Origin of the sequence: Plantactinospora soyae, assembly GCF_014874095.1 — a bacterium.
GTDB lineage: Bacteria > Actinomycetota > Actinomycetes > Mycobacteriales > Micromonosporaceae > Plantactinospora > Plantactinospora soyae.
In genome coordinates, this window is the sequence record NZ_JADBEB010000001.1 from 5190451 (window position 1) to 5206861 (window position 16411).

General features: G+C 66.5%; 12 protein-coding genes and 1 pseudogene. 7 read left to right on the top strand and 6 right to left on the bottom strand.

Translation table 11 applies throughout. The annotated features are described in order from the left end of the window. Positions 1-99 precede the first annotated feature (99 nt). Positions 100-654 carry a DUF4352 domain-containing protein gene (locus H4W31_RS23060; protein ID WP_192768555.1) on the bottom strand — a complete coding sequence of 185 codons (555 nt, stop codon included), beginning with the start codon at positions 652-654 and terminating at the stop codon, positions 100-102. A 227-nt stretch (positions 655-881) separates the two neighbouring features. Here H4W31_RS23060 and H4W31_RS23065 point away from each other — a divergent pair, with 227 nt between their 5' ends. Genes H4W31_RS23065 through H4W31_RS23085 form a run of 5 tightly spaced genes read left to right on the top strand, consistent with a single transcriptional unit; the run spans position 882 to position 10756 of the window. After that, complete coding sequence (locus tag H4W31_RS23065; protein ID WP_192768556.1) at positions 882-3029, top strand: N-6 DNA methylase family protein; 2148 nt, start codon at positions 882-884, stop codon at positions 3027-3029. Positions 3030-3057: 28 nt separating this feature from the next. Next, positions 3058-4668, top strand: a complete 1611-nt coding sequence (locus tag H4W31_RS23070; RefSeq protein ID WP_192768557.1) for a type I restriction-modification system subunit M — start codon at positions 3058-3060, stop codon at positions 4666-4668. Beyond that, positions 4661-5884, top strand: a complete 1224-nt coding sequence (locus H4W31_RS23075) for a restriction endonuclease subunit S domain-containing protein (protein ID WP_192768558.1) — start codon at positions 4661-4663, stop codon at positions 5882-5884. The genes H4W31_RS23070 and H4W31_RS23075 overlap by 8 nt, the downstream gene beginning before the upstream one ends. A gap of 26 nt (positions 5885-5910) precedes the next feature. Next, complete coding sequence (locus tag H4W31_RS23080) at positions 5911-9090, top strand: type I restriction endonuclease subunit R (RefSeq protein WP_225945640.1); 3180 nt, start codon at positions 5911-5913, stop codon at positions 9088-9090. After that, positions 9077-10756, top strand: a complete 1680-nt coding sequence (locus H4W31_RS23085; RefSeq protein ID WP_192768560.1) for a hypothetical protein — start codon at positions 9077-9079, stop codon at positions 10754-10756. The genes H4W31_RS23080 and H4W31_RS23085 overlap by 14 nt, the downstream gene beginning before the upstream one ends. Before the next feature lie 9 nt (positions 10757-10765). Here H4W31_RS23085 and H4W31_RS23090 read toward each other — a convergent pair. The 3 genes and pseudogenes from H4W31_RS23090 to H4W31_RS23100 form a co-directional block, all read right to left on the bottom strand. Further along, positions 10766-10970 (bottom strand): annotated as a pseudogene (locus H4W31_RS23090) (DUF397 domain-containing protein). After that, positions 10963-11172, bottom strand: a complete 210-nt coding sequence (locus H4W31_RS23095) for a DUF397 domain-containing protein (protein ID WP_192768561.1) — start codon at positions 11170-11172, stop codon at positions 10963-10965. Before H4W31_RS23095 ends, H4W31_RS23090 begins: the two are co-directional and overlap by 8 nt. Then, positions 11165-12055: a helix-turn-helix domain-containing protein gene (locus H4W31_RS23100; RefSeq protein WP_192768562.1), complete on the bottom strand. Its 891-nt coding sequence runs from the start codon at positions 12053-12055 to the stop codon at positions 11165-11167. Before H4W31_RS23100 ends, H4W31_RS23095 begins: the two co-directional genes overlap by 8 nt. Before the next feature lie 408 nt (positions 12056-12463). On the opposite strand from H4W31_RS23100, the gene H4W31_RS23105 reads away from it, so the two are divergent. Both H4W31_RS23105 and H4W31_RS23110 read left to right on the top strand, forming a co-directional pair. Then, the gene (locus H4W31_RS23105) at positions 12464-12676 is read left to right on the top strand and encodes a DivIVA domain-containing protein (protein WP_404825614.1); all 213 of its coding nucleotides are present in this window, start codon (positions 12464-12466) and stop codon (positions 12674-12676) included. After that, a complete protein-coding gene (locus H4W31_RS23110) occupies positions 12676-12921 on the top strand; it encodes a hypothetical protein (RefSeq protein ID WP_192768564.1) in 246 nt (81 codons plus the stop codon). Before H4W31_RS23105 ends, H4W31_RS23110 begins: the two co-directional genes overlap by 1 nt. A 494-nt stretch (positions 12922-13415) precedes the next feature. Here the strand turns inward: H4W31_RS23110 and H4W31_RS23115 are convergent, their stop codons facing one another. Together H4W31_RS23115 and H4W31_RS23120 are read right to left on the bottom strand one after the other, a co-directional pair. Continuing rightward, positions 13416-13817 carry a restriction system modified-DNA reader domain-containing protein gene (locus H4W31_RS23115; RefSeq protein ID WP_192768565.1) on the bottom strand — a complete coding sequence of 134 codons (402 nt, stop codon included), beginning with the start codon at positions 13815-13817 and terminating at the stop codon, positions 13416-13418. Positions 13818-13997: 180 nt separating this feature from the next. Further along, positions 13998-16409 carry an ATP-binding protein gene (locus tag H4W31_RS23120; RefSeq protein ID WP_192768566.1) on the bottom strand — a complete coding sequence of 804 codons (2412 nt, stop codon included), beginning with the start codon at positions 16407-16409 and terminating at the stop codon, positions 13998-14000. Between the last annotated feature and the right edge of the window lie 2 nt (positions 16410-16411).

Consider the following 16411-nt stretch of genomic DNA (forward strand, 5'->3'; position numbering starts at 1 on the left):
AGGGCTTCGCGGGTCCTGTCCCCGGCCCGTGCGGCGCGCATGGCCCAGCGCGTGCCGGTCCGGTGGCGCGACGTCCGGCAAGGGAGTGCCGGCGCCCGCTCAGGCGAGGGCGACGGTCACGCCGCCGGAGAACGGTGAGTCGTGCAGCTCGAGCTTGCTGAGCTTCACCTTCTTGGGGATGTCGAAGACGAGTACGCCAGCCACCTGATTGCCCGGGTTGATCTCGTTGAACAGGGTGGCGGCGTCCTCGTTGGCATAGATGCCGGCGGTGGAGTCGGTGGAGTATTCGGTGCCGGCTGCGTCGTACGCCTTCTGGCTGCCGTCGCTGAACATCTGCGACTCCTTGCCGATGTTCCTCACGTTGACCGTGACCAGGCAGAACTGGCCCTGGGCCTTTTCGCCGAGCAGGTCGTTGCCGACCTTGGCAGTTCCGCACTTGGCCGACTTGACCGTGAACTCGAACTTCCCGTCCCGCACCTTGTCGCCGAGCTTCGCCGTCTTGGCCGGCTCCTTCTTGTCGTCCTGGCCCGCGTCGTCCTCGCCGCTGGCGTTGCCGCCGGCGGCGCCGGAACCGGCGGTGTCGGTGGTACCGGCGCCGCAGCCCAGAGCCACGGTCGTGGCGAGCAGCAGCCCAAGGATGGTCGTCTTACGCATGGTGGAGTCCTCTGCTATTGGGGGAGCGTGGTGCGACGGCCTGGCTCAGTTCGGCCGGCGCGTCGATGCCGTTTGATGGAAGCAGCGGCAGGGCATCGATGGCGAGCAAGTAACAACATCCGGCCTGATAACCCGGGTTATCAGCCAACAGACTGGCTCGATACCCCGTCATTCCCTTACGCTCAGCGCACAAAGATCAACCGGCTGGGATGGATAGGGGTGTGGTCATGCGGGACGGGGCACTCACCCAACTCATCTCGATGCCGGAGATCGCGGATCTGGTCCAGGTACGCCGACCGGTCGTGACGACCTGGCGCCGCCGGCATCCGGGCTTCCCGACCCCGGTCGAGAACGATCGCGGTCGTCCCTTGTTCGACGCGGGGGAGGTGTTGGACTGGCTGGTGGAGACCGGTCGAGCCAATCGGGCCGAGGTCGAGCCCGATCTCCGGCTCCATCTGCTCGCGTGCCTCACCGGGCCGGCCATCTCCACTCCCCGGGTGGGCGGTCGACGAGCCCCGCTGCCGGCCCGCGAGATGTTCGCGGCGGTCACCGCGCTGATCTGTCTGCGTCACCTCGACGACGAACCGCTGTGCCCCGAGGGCCAACCCGAACGACACATCGTGCCTGCCCTACGGGAGCGGGCAGCGGAGGTCGACTGGGATGACCGCTTGTTGCGCGCGGAGGTTGACGGGCTGTCGGCGTACCCGAGTTGGTTGGCCGGCGTGGTGGACGAGCTGATCGAGGCCGCCTGGGACTGCCCACGGGCGTACGAGCGGGTGCTCGCCGCTCGGCAGCGGTTCGACGTACCGGAGCTCTACGCGGACGCCACCGTCCCGCCGCTCGGCCGCCTGATAGCCGGACTGTCCGGTGCCCGGGAGCACGCGGACCGGTACGGGACCGTACGGGTGACCGATCAGGTCGCCGGTGTCGGCGATCTGCTGATGGCGGTACGGAGTGAGCTGTCCGAGGACACCTCGATGCTGGTACGGGCCGCCGAGGCGGATCCGTTCCTGGCGCGCATCGCGCGTCGTCGGCTGGTTGTGCACGAGCTGCCGGACGCTGAGTGGTCGACCGACGACGCACCCGATATGGCGCCGGACCATTCCGACATCCGCATACTCCGTCTGCCCTACGAGCCGTCGGAGCAGCGGGTCAGGATCGACATCGACCCGCTCGCCGCGGTTGCCGACGCCGCGGGGACGCTCGGGCCGGAACAGACCATGGTGGTGTGGGGGCCGGCGGATCTCCTGGTCGACGGGCTGGCGCCGTACCGGTCGTCTGCCCGTACCCGCAACAAGCTGCTGGCCGCGAATGTTGTCGAGGCGGTAATCAAGCTGCCAGGCGGACTGCTGCCGTTCCGGCCCGGCCACCAGACCGCGCTCTGGGTGTTGCGGGCCGAGAAATCGCCGGAGTCGCAGGGCCGGGTGCTGCTGGCCGATGTCTCCGATCAGCCACTGACCGACCAGGTCGTGGAGACGCTGGTCTGGGACATCGTGACCTGGCGCCGGGACGGCTACCGACCGCGCGATCACCTGCGGGCGTACGCGAGCCAGGTTGCCATCGAAGATCTCCTGGTCGTGCCTCGACTACCGCTGACTGTCAACCGTCCCGTCGGCATCCGGGCCAAGTTGCAAGGCCGGCAACTGATGGTGGCGCAGGTCACCGAGTTGGAGGTCGCGCTCAACCAACTCACTCAACCTCGCGAGCCCTTCCACAGCGGTCTGGCTGCCCAGGAGGAAGATCGTCGGACGCCGACGAAACCCATCGGGGCGCTGATCGGCGAAGGCCAACTGTTGCTGCGCAGCGGCGCGCGGATCGCTGCCGGCGATATCCGAGCCGAGGGGCAGCACCCGGTGCTGGGACCGCCCGAGCTGACCGGGGGAAGCCGGATCGGTTCGCGGCGGATCGACTGGCAGGTGCTCGCCGAGCGGTATCCGCACGTGCGACTTACCGACCCGGACGACATCGTGGTCACCCTGGCGCCCCGGCTCGGTGTCCACCGGGACGAGTCGGGTTTCTCCGTTGTCGAGTTTCCGACCCGGGTACTCCGGGTGCCGAAGACCGAACGTGACCGGTTCACTCCGAGGGTCCTCACCGCCTTGCTCAACGCGCTGAATGGAGCCCGGCCGGCAGGCGCGGTGCGCGGCCCGGCACGCCTGGTCGACCTGCAACTTCCCGTACTGTCACCGGCTGAGGTTGCTCGACTGGACGGCCTGCTCGCCTCGGCCGACGAGCGCCGCGCCCTGGCCCGCCGGGAGTTGGAGCTGCTCGACGAGTTGTGCCAACTCGCCGTCTCGGGCGTCACCGAAGGAAAGCTGACGGTAACGGTAAGCCATCCGACGGATGGACCCTCACGAACGAACCCGAAACACTAACTAACCCGCAACACCGACAAGGAGCACCATGCCCCCCAGGAAGAGAGCCGGCCAGGCCGCGCTGCCCGGCATGCCCACCATGGCCGATCTGCGCGACACGCTGTGGAAGGCCGCCGACAAGCTGCGCGGCTCGATGGACGCCGCGCAGTACAAGGACTTCGTCCTGGGCCTGGTCTTCCTCAAGTACGTCTCCGACGCGTTCGAGGAGCGTCGCGAGCAGATCCGGCAGGAGGTGCTCGACCAGGGCATCGCTGAGTCGCGGGTCGAGGTCTTCCTCAACGACATCGACGAGTACGCCGGGCATGGGGTCTTCTGGGTACCGGACGAGGCTCGCTGGTTGTATCTGGCGGAGCGCGCCAAGGGCGGGAGGATCGGCGAGTTGCTCGACGCCGCGATGGACGCGGTAATGAAGCTCAACGACCCGCTCAAGGGCGTACTCCCGAAGATTTTCAACCGGGACAACGTGGATCAGCGGCGGCTCGGTGAACTGGTCGACCTGATCACCGACGCCAGGTTCACCGGGCACGGCGACCGGCCGGCGCGGGACGTGCTCGGCGAGGTCTACGAATACTTCCTGGAGAAGTTCGCTCGGGCCGAGGGTAAGCGCGGCGGTGAGTTCTACACCCCGGGCAGTGTGGTCGAACTGCTGGTCGAGGTGCTGGAGCCGTATTCGGGGCGAGTCTACGACCCGTGCTGTGGCTCGGGTGGCATGTTCGTGCAAGCGGAGAAGTTCGTCCTCAACCATCGGGGCCGGCGCGACGACATCGCCGTCTACGGCCAGGAGGCCAACGAACGCACCTGGCGGCTGGCGAAGATGAATCTCGCCATCCACGGCATCGGCGGCGACCTCGGGCCGAAGTGGGAGGACACCTTCTACGCCGACAAGCACCCGGACGTGAAGGCCGACTACGTGCTGGCCAACCCGCCGTTCAACATGTCGGACTGGCACCGCAAGGTGGACGACAAGCGTTGGCACTACGGCGTGCCGCCAGCCGGCAACGCCAACTTCGCCTGGTTGCAGCACATCGTGTCGAAGCTCGGGGAGCGCGGCGCGGCCGGGGTGGTGCTGGCGAACGGCTCGATGTCCTCCAAGCAGTCCGGTGAGGGCGAGATCCGCGCCGCGATGGTCGAGGCAGACCTGATCACCTGCATGATCGCGCTGCCGCCGCAACTCTTCCGTACGACGCCGATTCCGGCCTGCCTATGGTTCTTCGCCAAGGACAAGGGACCGCAGGGTGCGAAGAAGTTGGCGGACCGGCGCGGCGATGTGCTCTTCATCGACGCCCGCAACATGGGCACGATGGTCGACCGCACCGAGCGCAAGTTGATGCCCGAGGACATCAAGAAGATTGCCGGGGCGTACCACGCGTGGCGCGGCACGGCTTCGGCTCGAGTCGAGAACCTGAATTACGAGGACGAGGCTGGCTTCTGCTACTCGGCGACTCAGGACGAAATCCGTCAGCACGATCACGTGCTGAGCCCGGGCCGCTATGTCGGCGCCGCCGAGGTCGACACCTCCGACGACGAACCGATCGCTAACAAGATCGAGCGCCTGAAGAAGGAATTGTACGGCCACTTCGATGAATCGTCCCGCTTGGAGCAGGAAGTCCGTACGTGGCTGGAGCGGCTTGATGTCTGAGTGGACGATGCTTCGGCTTGGTGATGCGATTACCGTCAAACACGGCTACGCCTTTAAGGGTGAATATTTTTCCGACGTTGGACCCGGGGGTCTCCTGGTTACTCCAGGCAATTTCGCTATTGGTGGCGGGTTCCAGATAGGGAAGGCGAAATATTACGATGGCCCGATGCCCGATGGCTTCATACTTGACCCCGGCGCCATTGTCGTTACGATGACGGATTTGAGTAAGGGCGGGGATACTCTTGGCTATTCTGCGAAAGTTCCAAATGATGGTAGGATTTATCTCCATAATCAGCGAATCGGCTTGACGCAGATCGTTAGACCCGACCTCGTCGACAGGAATTTCCTTTACTACTCGTTGCAGACTCCGCTCTATCGTTCCCATGTGCTAGCTGGGGCCACGGGAAGCACTGTTCGGCATACAAGCCCATCGCGGATCTACGACTACGTTCTGCGGCTTCCTGGTCTTGACATTCAAAGGATGATTGCTGCGATACTTGGAATAATTGACGAGAAGATCGCCGTAAACGAGCAGGTTGCTAGGACGGCCTTCGGGCTTGCATCCGCCATGTACCGCCGTTATTCGGAGGAACGCTCCAGTTGGCGAGCTATTCGTCTGGCTGATACTGCGCGATGGTACTCGGGGGGCACTCCGACAACATCGGAGCCCCTCTATTGGGGCGGTGCCACTCCGTGGATCTCTGCGGCAAGTCTCAAGAGTTCGTGGATTGATCACTCTGAGCGTCGAATTACGGCGCTAGGTGCGGTTAATGGCACTCGTCTGGTCCCAGCTGGCACGGTGATATTCGTTGTTAGGGGTTCCAGTCTTAAGGATGAGTTCCGAATTGGGATTACGCAACGCGAAGTGGCGTTCGGGCAAGATTGCAAAGCCCTTCTTCCTGTTGAAGGCGTCTCGGCGGACGTACTCTTTCATGCGATTAAGAGTCGCAGCGCGCAAATCCTGGAAATGGTGGATGAAACAAGCATCGGGGCTGGTCGACTGGCGACGGAGCTTATTCAAGAGTTACCGGTGATGCTCCCATCATCAACCGAAGATCGCGTAGTAGACGAGCTCCGCATGTTGAACAGGCTTGCGGCCGCCCGCCAGGGCGAGAGCCGGTTGATGCTGTCTCTTCGCGATGCACTGCTGCCAAGGTTGATGTCGGGGGAGATTCGCGTACGGGATGCTGAGCGGGAGGTGGAGAACGCGTTATGACTGGCGACACCCCTCAACTGCGTGACATGTCCGAGGCCGATTGGGAGGCGTTCGCGCTGGACGCACTCGGAGAACTGGGTTGGGAGCCGCTACCCGGAACGGCGATTGCGCCCGGCACTGGTGAGCGCGAGTCCTGGGCCGAGCCGATCCTGCCGGGCCGCCTCCGCGACGCCATCGCCCGGCTCAACCCGCAGCTTTCGCCAGCCACTGTGGACGAGGCGGCAGGCGTCGTGCTCACTGCCCGCTCCCGAGACGCTTTCGCGGAGAACAAGCGGCTGCACGGGTTGATCGTCGGGGGCATCCGGTCGATCGTCTACACCGACGAACACGGGGCCGAGCACAACCCGACGATCCGGCTGGTTGACTTCCGCGACGAGGGCGCCAACGAATACCTGGCGGTCAACCAGGTGATGGTGGTCGAGGGTGACCACAAGCGCCGTTTCGACATCCTCTGCTACCTCAACGGGCTGCCGGTTGGCTTCATCGAACTGAAGAAGGCCGGCGACGCGTACGCGGATCTGCGCGGCGCGTACCAGCAGCTTCGTACCTACCTGACGGAGCTGCCGCTCGCCTTCCGGGGCAACGTCGTCAGCGTCATCTCCGACGGAATCACGGCACGCTACAGCACGATCTTCGCGCCGCTGGAGCACTTCGCGCCGTGGAATGTGGATGATGCGGGTGAGCGGGTGCCGCAGCCACCGACCCGTAGCGAGGACGTCGCGCTCAACCTCGCGATCTACGGACTTTTCACCCCTCGCCGGTTCCTGGACCTGCTGCACGGCTACGTCGCGTTCGGGGAGGCCGGCGGGCGGCCGGCCAAGCGGATGGCGAAGCCGCACCAGTACTTCGCAGTGGAGAAGGCGGTGCGCAAGACGGTCGAGGCGACCCGGAGCCACGGCAAGGCCGGGGTCGTCTGGCACACCCAGGGCTCCGGCAAGTCGATGGAGATGGAGTTCTACTCGAACCAGATCGCCGCCCATCCGAGTCTCGGCAACCCGACCATCGTCGTCATCACCGACCGGACCGACCTCGACGAGCAGCTTCTCGACTCGTTCCTGGGTAGTGAGTTGCTGCCGGAGGCGCCACGGCAGGCGATGACCCGGGATGAGTTGCGTACCGAACTGACCAACCGTCGGTCCGGCGGAATCATCTTCACCACGTTGCAGAAGTTCGGACTCACGCGTCAGGAGCGGGACGCCAGGCGTCGGCATCCGCTGCTCTCCGACCGCCGCAACATCATCGTCATTGTCGACGAGGCGCACCGGAGCCACTACGACAGCCTGGACGGCTACGCCCGCCACCTGCGGGATGCGCTGCCCTACGCCACCCTGATCGCCTTCACCGGTACGCCGATTTCCGATGTCGAGCGCAACCGCAACACCCAGGACGTCTTCGGCGACTACATCGACGTCTACGACCTGACGGACGCGGTCGAGGATGGCGCGACGGTACGGGTTTATCACGAGAGCCGGTTGATCCCGGTCGACCTGCCCCAGGACGTGGCGCCAGAGACGATCGACGAGCGGGCCGACACGGTGACCGCCGGGCTCGATGACGCCGAGCGCGCCCGGATTCAGCGGGCGGTCGCGGTCATGAATGCGGTGTACGGCGCTCCGGCGCGGCTGGAGACTCTTGCCGCCGACCTCGTCGAGCACTGGGAGACCCGGTCCGGCGAGATGCGTAAGTTCATCGACGGTTCCGGCAAGGGAATGATCGTCTGTGCCACCCGGGACATCTGCGCCCGACTCTACGACGAGATCATCAAGCTTCGCCCCGACTGGCACGACGACGCCGACGACAAGGGCAGGATCAAGGTCGTCTTCACCGGCAATCCGGGCGACGAGGAGCACATCCGGCGGCACGTCCGGCGTCCCTCAAGATCGAAGGTAATCCAGAAGCGGATCAAGGACCCCGACGACGACCTGGAGCTGGTCATCGTGCAGTCGATGCTGCTGACCGGCTTCGACGCGCCACCGCTGCACACCATGTATCTCGACAAGCCGATGCGGGGCGCGGCGTTGATGCAGGCTCTCGCCCGGGTCAACCGCACGTTCCGTAGCAAGCAGGACGGGCTTCTCGTCGGGTACGCCCCGATCACCCAGAACCTGCACGACGCGCTGGCCGAGTACACCGACCAGGACCAGGACAGCAGGCCGGTCGGCCGGGACATCGACGAGGTGATCGGCCTGCTGCGCGACCTCCACTCCGTGCTCTGCGGGACCATTCTCGCCGGCTACGACTGGCGAGCCACCCTGGCGGGCAAGACGAAGGCTCCGGTTCTGGACGCGATCCTGGGCACCCTCGAACACCTGCGCAATCCGAGCCTGCCGGAGAACCAGCCCGAGCCCGGTGTGCTGACCCTCGCCGAGCGGTTCCGCCGGGCCGTGGCCAAGATGGACCGCCTCTTCGCACTCTGCGCCAGTAGCGGCGAGATCAACGACCTGCGCGACGACATCAAGTTCTTCCAGGCCGCACGGGTCTACATGGCCAAGTTCGATGTGGAGGACCGACGCTCGCGTGGCCTGCCCATCCCGGCCGAGATCGCCCTCTACCTGCGGCAGCTCACCGCTGGGGTGATCGAGGCTGGCGGGGTGACCGACATCTACGCGGCTGCCGGGCTGGAGAAGCCGGACCTGTCCCACCTCGACGAGGCGTACCTGGAGCGGCTGCGCGCATCCAAGACCCCGAACCTGACCATCGAGGCCCTGCGCCGCGCCATCGAGGAAGCGATGCGCCGATCGACACGGCACAACGTCGTACGCCGGGAGGCGTTCTCGGCCCGGCTGATCGAGTTGATGAACCGGTACACGAACCAGCACCTCACTGCGGCCGAGATCCTCGGCGAGCTGGTGAAGATGGCGCACGAGGTGAGCGCCGAGGGTGACCGGGGCCAACGGTTCAGCCCGGCGCTCAACGACGACGAGCTGGCCTTCTATGACGCGGTGGCCGCGAACGAGTCGGCGGTCACCGAGATGGGGGAGGGCGCGCTCGCCGACATCGCCCGGGACCTGGTGACCTCCGTCCGCCGGTCCATCACCGTCGACTGGACCTCCCGCGACGACGTACGCGCCAAGCTTCGCTCCACCATCAAGCGGCTGCTCGCCGTGCATGGCTACCCACCCGATGCGGCCGAGGAGGCGATCAAGCTCGTCCTGCGCCAGACCGAAACCCTGGCCGAAGAGTGGTCGACTGATGCCGGCCGCTGAGGTTGCCGTCATCGGCGAGGACCAGGCCCCGGAGCGGCAGAGCGTTCCCTATCGCACGGCCTTCGAGGCGCGGCTCGATTTCAACGAGTCGGTGGCGCGAGTCCGGGAGCAGATCCGGGTCTGGCTCCGCCAGAAGAGGTACGACGTAGAGCGCTTCGACGCGGGCACACCTGAGATTGCCCACCAGGTCATTGCCCTGACAGCCTCGACGACGACCGCTCATGGCTGGCAGTTGCGTGAGCGGCGACCGGACGGCGTCACCTGGGTGAGCACTGCGGCGGTCACCCAGGGCAAGGGGAGAAGGCAGAGCTGGATCTCCCTCAACGTCGAACCGGCAGCACCACCGGGCGTTTCCCTCCCTGCCGCCGCGCACCCGCCGAGGCTGATTCGACTGCTGCTCGACGCCGTTGACGCCCTGGATGGTGAGACTCCACTACGCAGTCGGGCAGAGGTCGTGGCCGTCGCGGGCGTTGACGATCTACTCGAACTCGTCTGTGCCGAGGATCGTCGGCTGCCGCTGGTCGTGGCAGCCGCGCCGCACGACGTCGCCTTCGAGGACTGGCGGCGCGACATCGACCGGTTGATGCAATCTCTCCCTGGCCTGGCCAGCCTGTTCCTCCTCGATCCCGCCGCCGTGTCTGCCTTCAACGCCGGAATAGGCGAAACGCATTGGATCGGATCGGCAAGTATCCGGACGTACCTGCCCGGTGTCGATCCTGCGATCGCTGAGGACGCACTGCGGCATCGTGTCCTCAGCCGTCGCCGAATCGAGGCGGAACCGCAGCGGGCCGGTCGGGTCCTGGCGGCCCTGCCCCGACAGTTGGCGGCGAACTCCCTTCCTCCCGCAGCGCTGCGCGGGTTGGAGCTGTCGTTGCGCGACTTCACACGCGGCACCAGCGAGCGGCGGGCCTCCGAGGACAGGCTGACGGCGCTCGCCGAAGAGGTCGAGATGCTGAACGAGCTTCTCAGCACGGCGGACGACAACGAGCGGCAGATGCAGGCCAAGCTGAGCCGCCACACCGACGAGCTGCTTGATCTGACCTCCGACCTGGAGATTCTCCGGAACGATCTGGAGAGACGTGACGCAACGATCCGTGCGTTGCGGCAGCGGCTGGCGGCACTCGGTCGACATGCGGACGCGTACGTGCCGGTGGAGCAGCCGCCGCCACTTCCTACCTCGTTCTCGGAGGTGCTCGACCGGCTCGACTCGCTCGCACCGTTCGTGGTCTTCACCGGTGACCCCGCCGTCGCGCTCGACCTGGACGAGCATCCGCCCCACTCGAACTGGGCGCAGCTTGCCTGGCAGGCTCTGCTCGCGCTTGCCGACTATGCGCGGGCGAAGCGTGACGGCTGGTCCGGCGGTGACTTCAAACAGTGGTGTGAGTCGCCGGCAGAGGGTGGCAAGGCGATCTCGATCGCGAAGGTGGCTCGGGACGAGTCCACCTCGGTACGCAACAATCGCCGCTTCGCCGCAGAACGGAACCTGCCGGTGCCACGGCAGATCGACCGGTCGGGTTCGGTGTTCATGGGCGCCCACATCAAACTCGGCACCTCCGCAACCGTGTCACCTCGCCTCCACTTTCACGACGCATCTTCAATCGATCAGACCATCTACGTCGGCTACATCGGCCGCCACCTGTCGAATACCGCGACCTCTCGATCTTGACTGGTCGCCTCAACGCCGATGGCATCCCGCCTTGCAGGAGGTGACGAAACTGGCCCAGCGGCCGGGCCGGAAGGTCAGTGCCGGGACCCGCCGGATCCTTGCTGTCACGTACGGCGACCACGTCTGGAAGGTTGTCGGCGATCTCGATGCAGTTGCCGCCGTTGTCGCCGCTGCGGGTGCTCTTGCGCCACTGGGCGCCGGCCGGGTCAGTCATGGCGGGCAAGTCGGCCGGTCTTGACGGCCGTGACGAAGACGCCCCAATTGCTCGGGGCGAGGGTCAGCGCAGGCCCGAGTGGGTCCTTGCTGTCGCGTACGGCGACTACGTCTGGAAGGTTGTCGGCGATCTCGACGCAGTCACCTCCGTTGCCGCCGCTGCGGGTACTCTTGCGCCACTGGGCGCGGGTCAAGTCAGTCATGCCGTATCTCCCCAATGATTCCTTTGATCATTTGCTTCGATTCTGACTCATTAAGGGCCAGTGCATCCAGGCTCTTCCAGGCGTCCTCGTACGCCCGCAGCTCATCCGGCTTCTCAAGGTAGAGCGCCCCGGTCAGCGACTCGCTGTAGAGCACTGAGGGCTCGGCCTCGGCTCGGCCGCCCTTGCCGGCCGGGAAGTCCAGGATCACGAAGGAGCCTGCGACGGCACCGGCATGCGGACCGGCGGCGAGCGGTGTTACCCGGATGGACACGTTCGGCAGCTCGACCATCTCAAGCACATGTTCGAGCTGGTCGGACATTACCCTTGGACTCCCGACGGCTCGGCGTAACACCGACTCGGAGAGCGCTGCCTCCAGCCGGGGCGGCTTGGGCAGTCGACGAGTGAGTAAGGCTTGCCGCTGCAGTCGGACCTCCACCAAGCGGTTCAGCTCCTCCTCGCTGATCGTGGGTCGGTCGAGTCGGTAGATCGCCTCCGCATACTCCTTTGTTTGCAGCGGACCGGGAATCAGGCTCTCGTCATACCGCCGGAGGTGTGAGGCGGCAGCTTCGAGGCCGACGTACAGCTCGAACCAGCTCGGGACGGCGTCCCCGTACGCGTGCCACCAGCCCTTGGACCTGGTCTCGACGGCGAGCCCGCGCATCGCGTTGGTCATCTCTGCTGTCACCCCGTACAGCTCGCACATCGCCTTCACGTCCAGTACCCGGACGGCGCCCATGCCGGACTCGATGCGCCAGATCTTCTGCCGACTGTATTCAAGCTCGTCGGCGGCGGCGTCCAAGGTGACCCCGGCCTCGGTCCGAAATTGTCGGAGCAGTCGGCCAAGCTGTCTGCGGGGCACGGTCGAACCAATGTCCTCTGCCATCTGGACCCTCCCTGGTTCCATCCAGCAACGTCATGACTCGCCCCTCTGCAACATTTAGGGGTTTCAGTAAAAAAAGTCAAGTTCTGGAGGAGAAATTACGGTTTAGAACGTTGCGAAGCTACTCCGGACTGTCACAGGATGGCTACCGGCGCGGCGGTCATCCTTCGACTCCCCCGATTGGCCGCCGCGCTCCGCACCTATCAACCGTGAAGCAGCCCTGCCTCCCATACAGCGGGCGGAGCTGTGGGGCAGAGCGGAATGGGCCGGCCTTCCAGGGGCGGGCGGACCCATCCGATGCGACGACAGGAAGGCGGTCCGGCAATGGGTGAGCACAGCCACCGACCAGCGCGAGGGCGCAGCGGGGTTCCCTACCCCGGCACCGGCCGTCCGACCCTGATGCCTTGGCAGGTGCGCGAGCGGCGGTTCCGGCCGGCGCGGTTCGGCAAGCGCGGACTCGACCCGGCCGAGGTGCGCGAGTTCCTGGAGCGGGTGGCCGTCGACCTGGCCGCCGTGCACGACGCCCTGGCCCGCAGCCAGCAGGAGACGGCCCGACTCGGGGAGACGCTCCGACGGTGGCAGTCCCGGCAGGCCGGAACGGGCAACAGGTGGGAAGGCCGGTGATGCGCTACGTCGTACACCTGCCTGTGGTCGCGGCCGACCTCGGTGCGGCGATCCGGCTGGCCCGGGTGGTGGCCCGGTCGGTGACCTTCCTGCCACAGGTCGACCCGCGCGCCACCACCGTCTCCGAGGAGACGGACCCGGGCGTACGGCATCGCACCTTCTGCGACACGGTGCTGCCGAACGGGCGGCATTGCCTGTTGCGGGCCGACCATGACGGCCCCTGCACCCGCCGGATCCGTCGATGAACGGCACCCGTCGAGCGGAAGGCCACCGGGCGGCACGGCGACGCACAGCGAACTTGTCACCGCACCCGTCCCCGACGGGGGCGGGAGCGGACCGTGCCGCAGCGGGTGGCGCGGGTCTGGTGCCGCCGGTTGACGGCCGAACCAGGGAGGGGACGACAGTGGACTCGTTAATCATGCTGGCGGCGGTCGCGGTGCTTGCCTTCGCCGCTGGTCTGTTCCTGTTCAGGGTGAAGTCGCGCTGGTGCGGGCAGTGTGGGGCCACGCTGAGCTGCCCAGACTGCCGCAGCCGCGCCCACCGACCGCAGCTGCGGAAGAATCGCGGAAGCGGCTGGCGGTGACTCCTTGGCGGCTCCATCGCACATGTGCGTCTCCCCGGGGCGTGGTGGGGCTCTGCCCCGGGGAGACGTCGTTGGTCCACTCCGATACTGCGTCACCGGCTAGGAGAGGCGACCACCGCTCGCAGGTCAGCGGCGGCTGCGTCCCGAGCCACCATTTTAGCTGGAGAGTCGTCCCAGCGTCTTTCCAGAGGCGTCATGAGTCCAGTTGGCCCAACCATTGATGGATGTTCCTAGCAGTTGACCGAGAGCGGGGGACGGGTTTTTGTAGCGGTCGACCTCGGTCTTTATCCAGCCATCTCCCTCGACCACCCCGGAGAACTTCCGGCCCTTGCGTACCTGAACGTGGCTGAGGGTGTCCCCGGGGTTGATTGCTCCCTTCGCAATTAGGTCCGCGAGCGCCCCCGGCACGGATGACGAGGAGGTATGTGCTGGGCGGGGGCGAAAACTGCCAGTGGGTTCCAGCAGTCGACGTCGCAAGACGTCATTGGGCTGCTCGAAACCCCGAGCGTGCTCTTCCAGATGTGCGTAGACCTCGTCGTCGATCTCGATTCGACGCACTGTGAACTCCCAACTCTTCTCCCAGATCTCGGAGATCTGGGAGGCTTGATAGGAGGATAGAGTCGTCGCCGGGATGCATGTCGAGGCCCAGGTCGTCGCGCCGACGTCGTGACCGCAGGGCTTCTTGGCAGTGCAGAGGTGGAAGGGCTGACGTCTGGTACTGCTGAAGACGGCTGTCGGTCAACCCGCCGGGTCGACCAGCGAACCGTTCAACCGGACGCGTAAGGCGATCGCTCGGGAGTCGTCGAACCGGGCCAGGCGCGACCGGGCCTCGCGCCGATGGCGGGCTGCCTCCTCCGACCGCCCAGCGTCGACGAGGGCGATGGCGAGGTGATCGAGCGTGATGGCCAGCTGCCAGTCGTCGCCCAGTTCGCGATGGACCGCCGCCGCGCGCAGGTGGAACCTGACCGCCTCGCCGGGCTGGCCGAGATCCCGGTACGCCTCGCCGGTGCCGTCGAGAGCCATCGCCTCGCGGCCGCGGTCGCCGATCGCTCGTTGCCGCGTCGCCGCCTCGTGTAGGGATTCCAGCGCCTCGGTCGGCCGGCCCAGTGCCCGTAGAACCCGGGCGTACTCCACCAACCAGTGGGCGAGCCAGACCGCGTTGCCGGCCTTCCGGGCGATCAGCAGCGCCGCCTCGATGGCGGTCAGCGCCTCACTGACCCGCCCCTGCTCCCGCAAAGTCATACTCAGGAAGAACAGCGAGTTCCCCTCCTGGCCACGGTCGCCGATCTCCCGCTGTACGACGATCGCGCGGTCCAGCAACTCGCCCGCCTCGGTCAGATCGCCGACCTCGTAGTGGGCCTCGGCCAGGTTGCTGTGCAGCAGCGCCGTCCAGCGTCGCTCGCCGAGCTGCTCGAAGATTCCCAGACTGCCTCGGAAGTGGACGAGAGCGTCGGCGAGTCGGCGGTGCCGCAGGCCGAGCAGCCCAAGAGCGTTGATGGAGACGGCAATGCCGAACCGGTCTCCGAGTTCGCGCCGGATCTCCAGCGCGGCCCGGTGGTACTCGGCGGACTCCGCCAACTGACGCGCCTGGAAGTGGGCCTTCCCGAGGCCCTCTCGCATCTCCGCCTCGGCGTACCGGTCGCGGAGCGCGCGGGCGGCTGCCAGACCGAGGCGGCCGGTCGTCAGCCAGCTGTCGAAGGCGTTCTGGTGCATGAAGACGTTTCGCAGCACGGCGGCGAGCTGCCAGGTGATGTGGTGCAGGTCCGCCGTCGCTGCGGACCGGGTCGAGGCGACAAGGTTGTCGTGCTCCACCTCGAACCAGGCTGCGGCCTCGGCGTTGCCGGCGAAGGTCAGTGCCGTGATGTCGGTGGGAGGAGTCGTGGGCGGCGTCCGGCTGAAGGGCAGGACCTTCGCCAGCGCCGAGTCCGCAGTGTGTAGGTACCAGTCGAGTACCCGTCGCAGGGCGGCCTGCGACGCCTCCTCGCTTTCGTGCTGTCGCACCTGGTCCAAGGCGTAGGCGCGGAGCAGGTCATGTAGTTGATAACGCCCAGGCGCGTGTTGTTCGAGCAGGTGCACTCCGACGAGTACGTCGAGTAGCTGTCGGACCTCGGGGCCCGACGCGCCGCAGAGTGCCCCTGCCGCCTCCGTGCTGAAGTCTGGTCCGGGGTGTAGCCCCAGCAGCCGGAACAGCCGGGCTGCCCCGTCCGGCAGTGCGCGGTACGACCAGGCGAAGACCGTACGAACCGCGTCCGCTTCCTCATCGTCCTCGGCAGTCAGGGCGTCCCAGAGCGCCGACTCGTCCCGCAGATCCCGGATCAACTCCTGAAGCGGCATGAAGGGTCGGCTCGCTGCCCGCTCGGCGGCGATGCGGAGCGCGAGCGGCAGTCGGGCGCAGAGCCGCGCCAGCTCACCCAGGTCGTCGGGATCGTCGTCGCGGCGGTAGTTCGCCGTGACATTGTGGAGTAGGGCGACGGCGTCATCCTCCGGCAAGACACGCAGGGTCAGCCGGCGTCCACCATCGCGGGCCACGAGCCCGGAGAGCCGGCTCCGGCTGGTGACGATTACCAGGCAACTGTCGGTGCCGGGGAGCAGTGGACGTACCTGCCCGACGGTGGCGGCGTTGTCCAGCACCACCAGCACGCGTCGGTCGGCGATCCGAGAGCGGTACAGGGCAGCCCGGTCCTCGGGATCCGGCGGGATCGCCGTAGCGGGGACTCCGAGGGCGCGGAGGAAGCGGTCGAGTACCTGTGCCGGCGTCACCGGTGCCCCAGGGTCGTATCCCCGCAGGTTGACGTAGAGCTGCCCGTCAGGGAAGCGATCGCGGACGCTGTGCGCCCAGCGCAGGGCGAGTGAGGTCTTTCCTACCCCGGCGGTGCCGGCGATCACGAAGAGGGTGAGGTCGGGAGCGTTCCCTTGTTCGTCGGTCAGCACCAAGTCGAGGACCGACAATTCGTCGAGCCGGTTCACGAAGCCTCGTACATCGCCGGGAAGCTGCCGTGGAGGAGGCTCGGATGCTTCCCGCTCCGATCCGTGGAAGTGCACACCGCCGTGGACATCTCGGGCCTGCACCAGATCGGCCGGCCCGGTCAGTTCGGAACGGTTCACCTGATGGGCGTCCCGCTCGTCGCCGCCCGGCGTCCCGAGGCCCATCC

What these genes read in the sequence shown, in the direction of transcription:
- H4W31_RS23085 (WP_192768560.1), top strand. Translation starts at nt 9,077, where the DNA reads ATGCCGGCCGCTGAGGTTGCCGTCATCGGCGAGGACCAGGCCCCGGAG.
- H4W31_RS23060 (WP_192768555.1), bottom strand. Translation starts at nt 654, where the DNA reads ATGCGTAAGACGACCATCCTTGGGCTGCTGCTCGCCACGACCGTGGCT.
- H4W31_RS23080 (WP_225945640.1), top strand. Translation starts at nt 5,911, where the DNA reads ATGTCCGAGGCCGATTGGGAGGCGTTCGCGCTGGACGCACTCGGAGAA.
- H4W31_RS23095 (WP_192768561.1), bottom strand. Translation starts at nt 11,172, where the DNA reads ATGACTGACTTGACCCGCGCCCAGTGGCGCAAGAGTACCCGCAGCGGC.
- H4W31_RS23100 (WP_192768562.1), bottom strand. Translation starts at nt 12,055, where the DNA reads ATGGCAGAGGACATTGGTTCGACCGTGCCCCGCAGACAGCTTGGCCGA.
- H4W31_RS23120 (WP_192768566.1), bottom strand. Translation starts at nt 16,409, where the DNA reads ATGGGCCTCGGGACGCCGGGCGGCGACGAGCGGGACGCCCATCAGGTG.
- H4W31_RS23110 (WP_192768564.1), top strand. Translation starts at nt 12,676, where the DNA reads ATGCGCTACGTCGTACACCTGCCTGTGGTCGCGGCCGACCTCGGTGCG.
- H4W31_RS23070 (WP_192768557.1), top strand. Translation starts at nt 3,058, where the DNA reads ATGCCCCCCAGGAAGAGAGCCGGCCAGGCCGCGCTGCCCGGCATGCCC.
- H4W31_RS23065 (WP_192768556.1), top strand. Translation starts at nt 882, where the DNA reads ATGCGGGACGGGGCACTCACCCAACTCATCTCGATGCCGGAGATCGCG.
- H4W31_RS23075 (WP_192768558.1), top strand. Translation starts at nt 4,661, where the DNA reads ATGTCTGAGTGGACGATGCTTCGGCTTGGTGATGCGATTACCGTCAAA.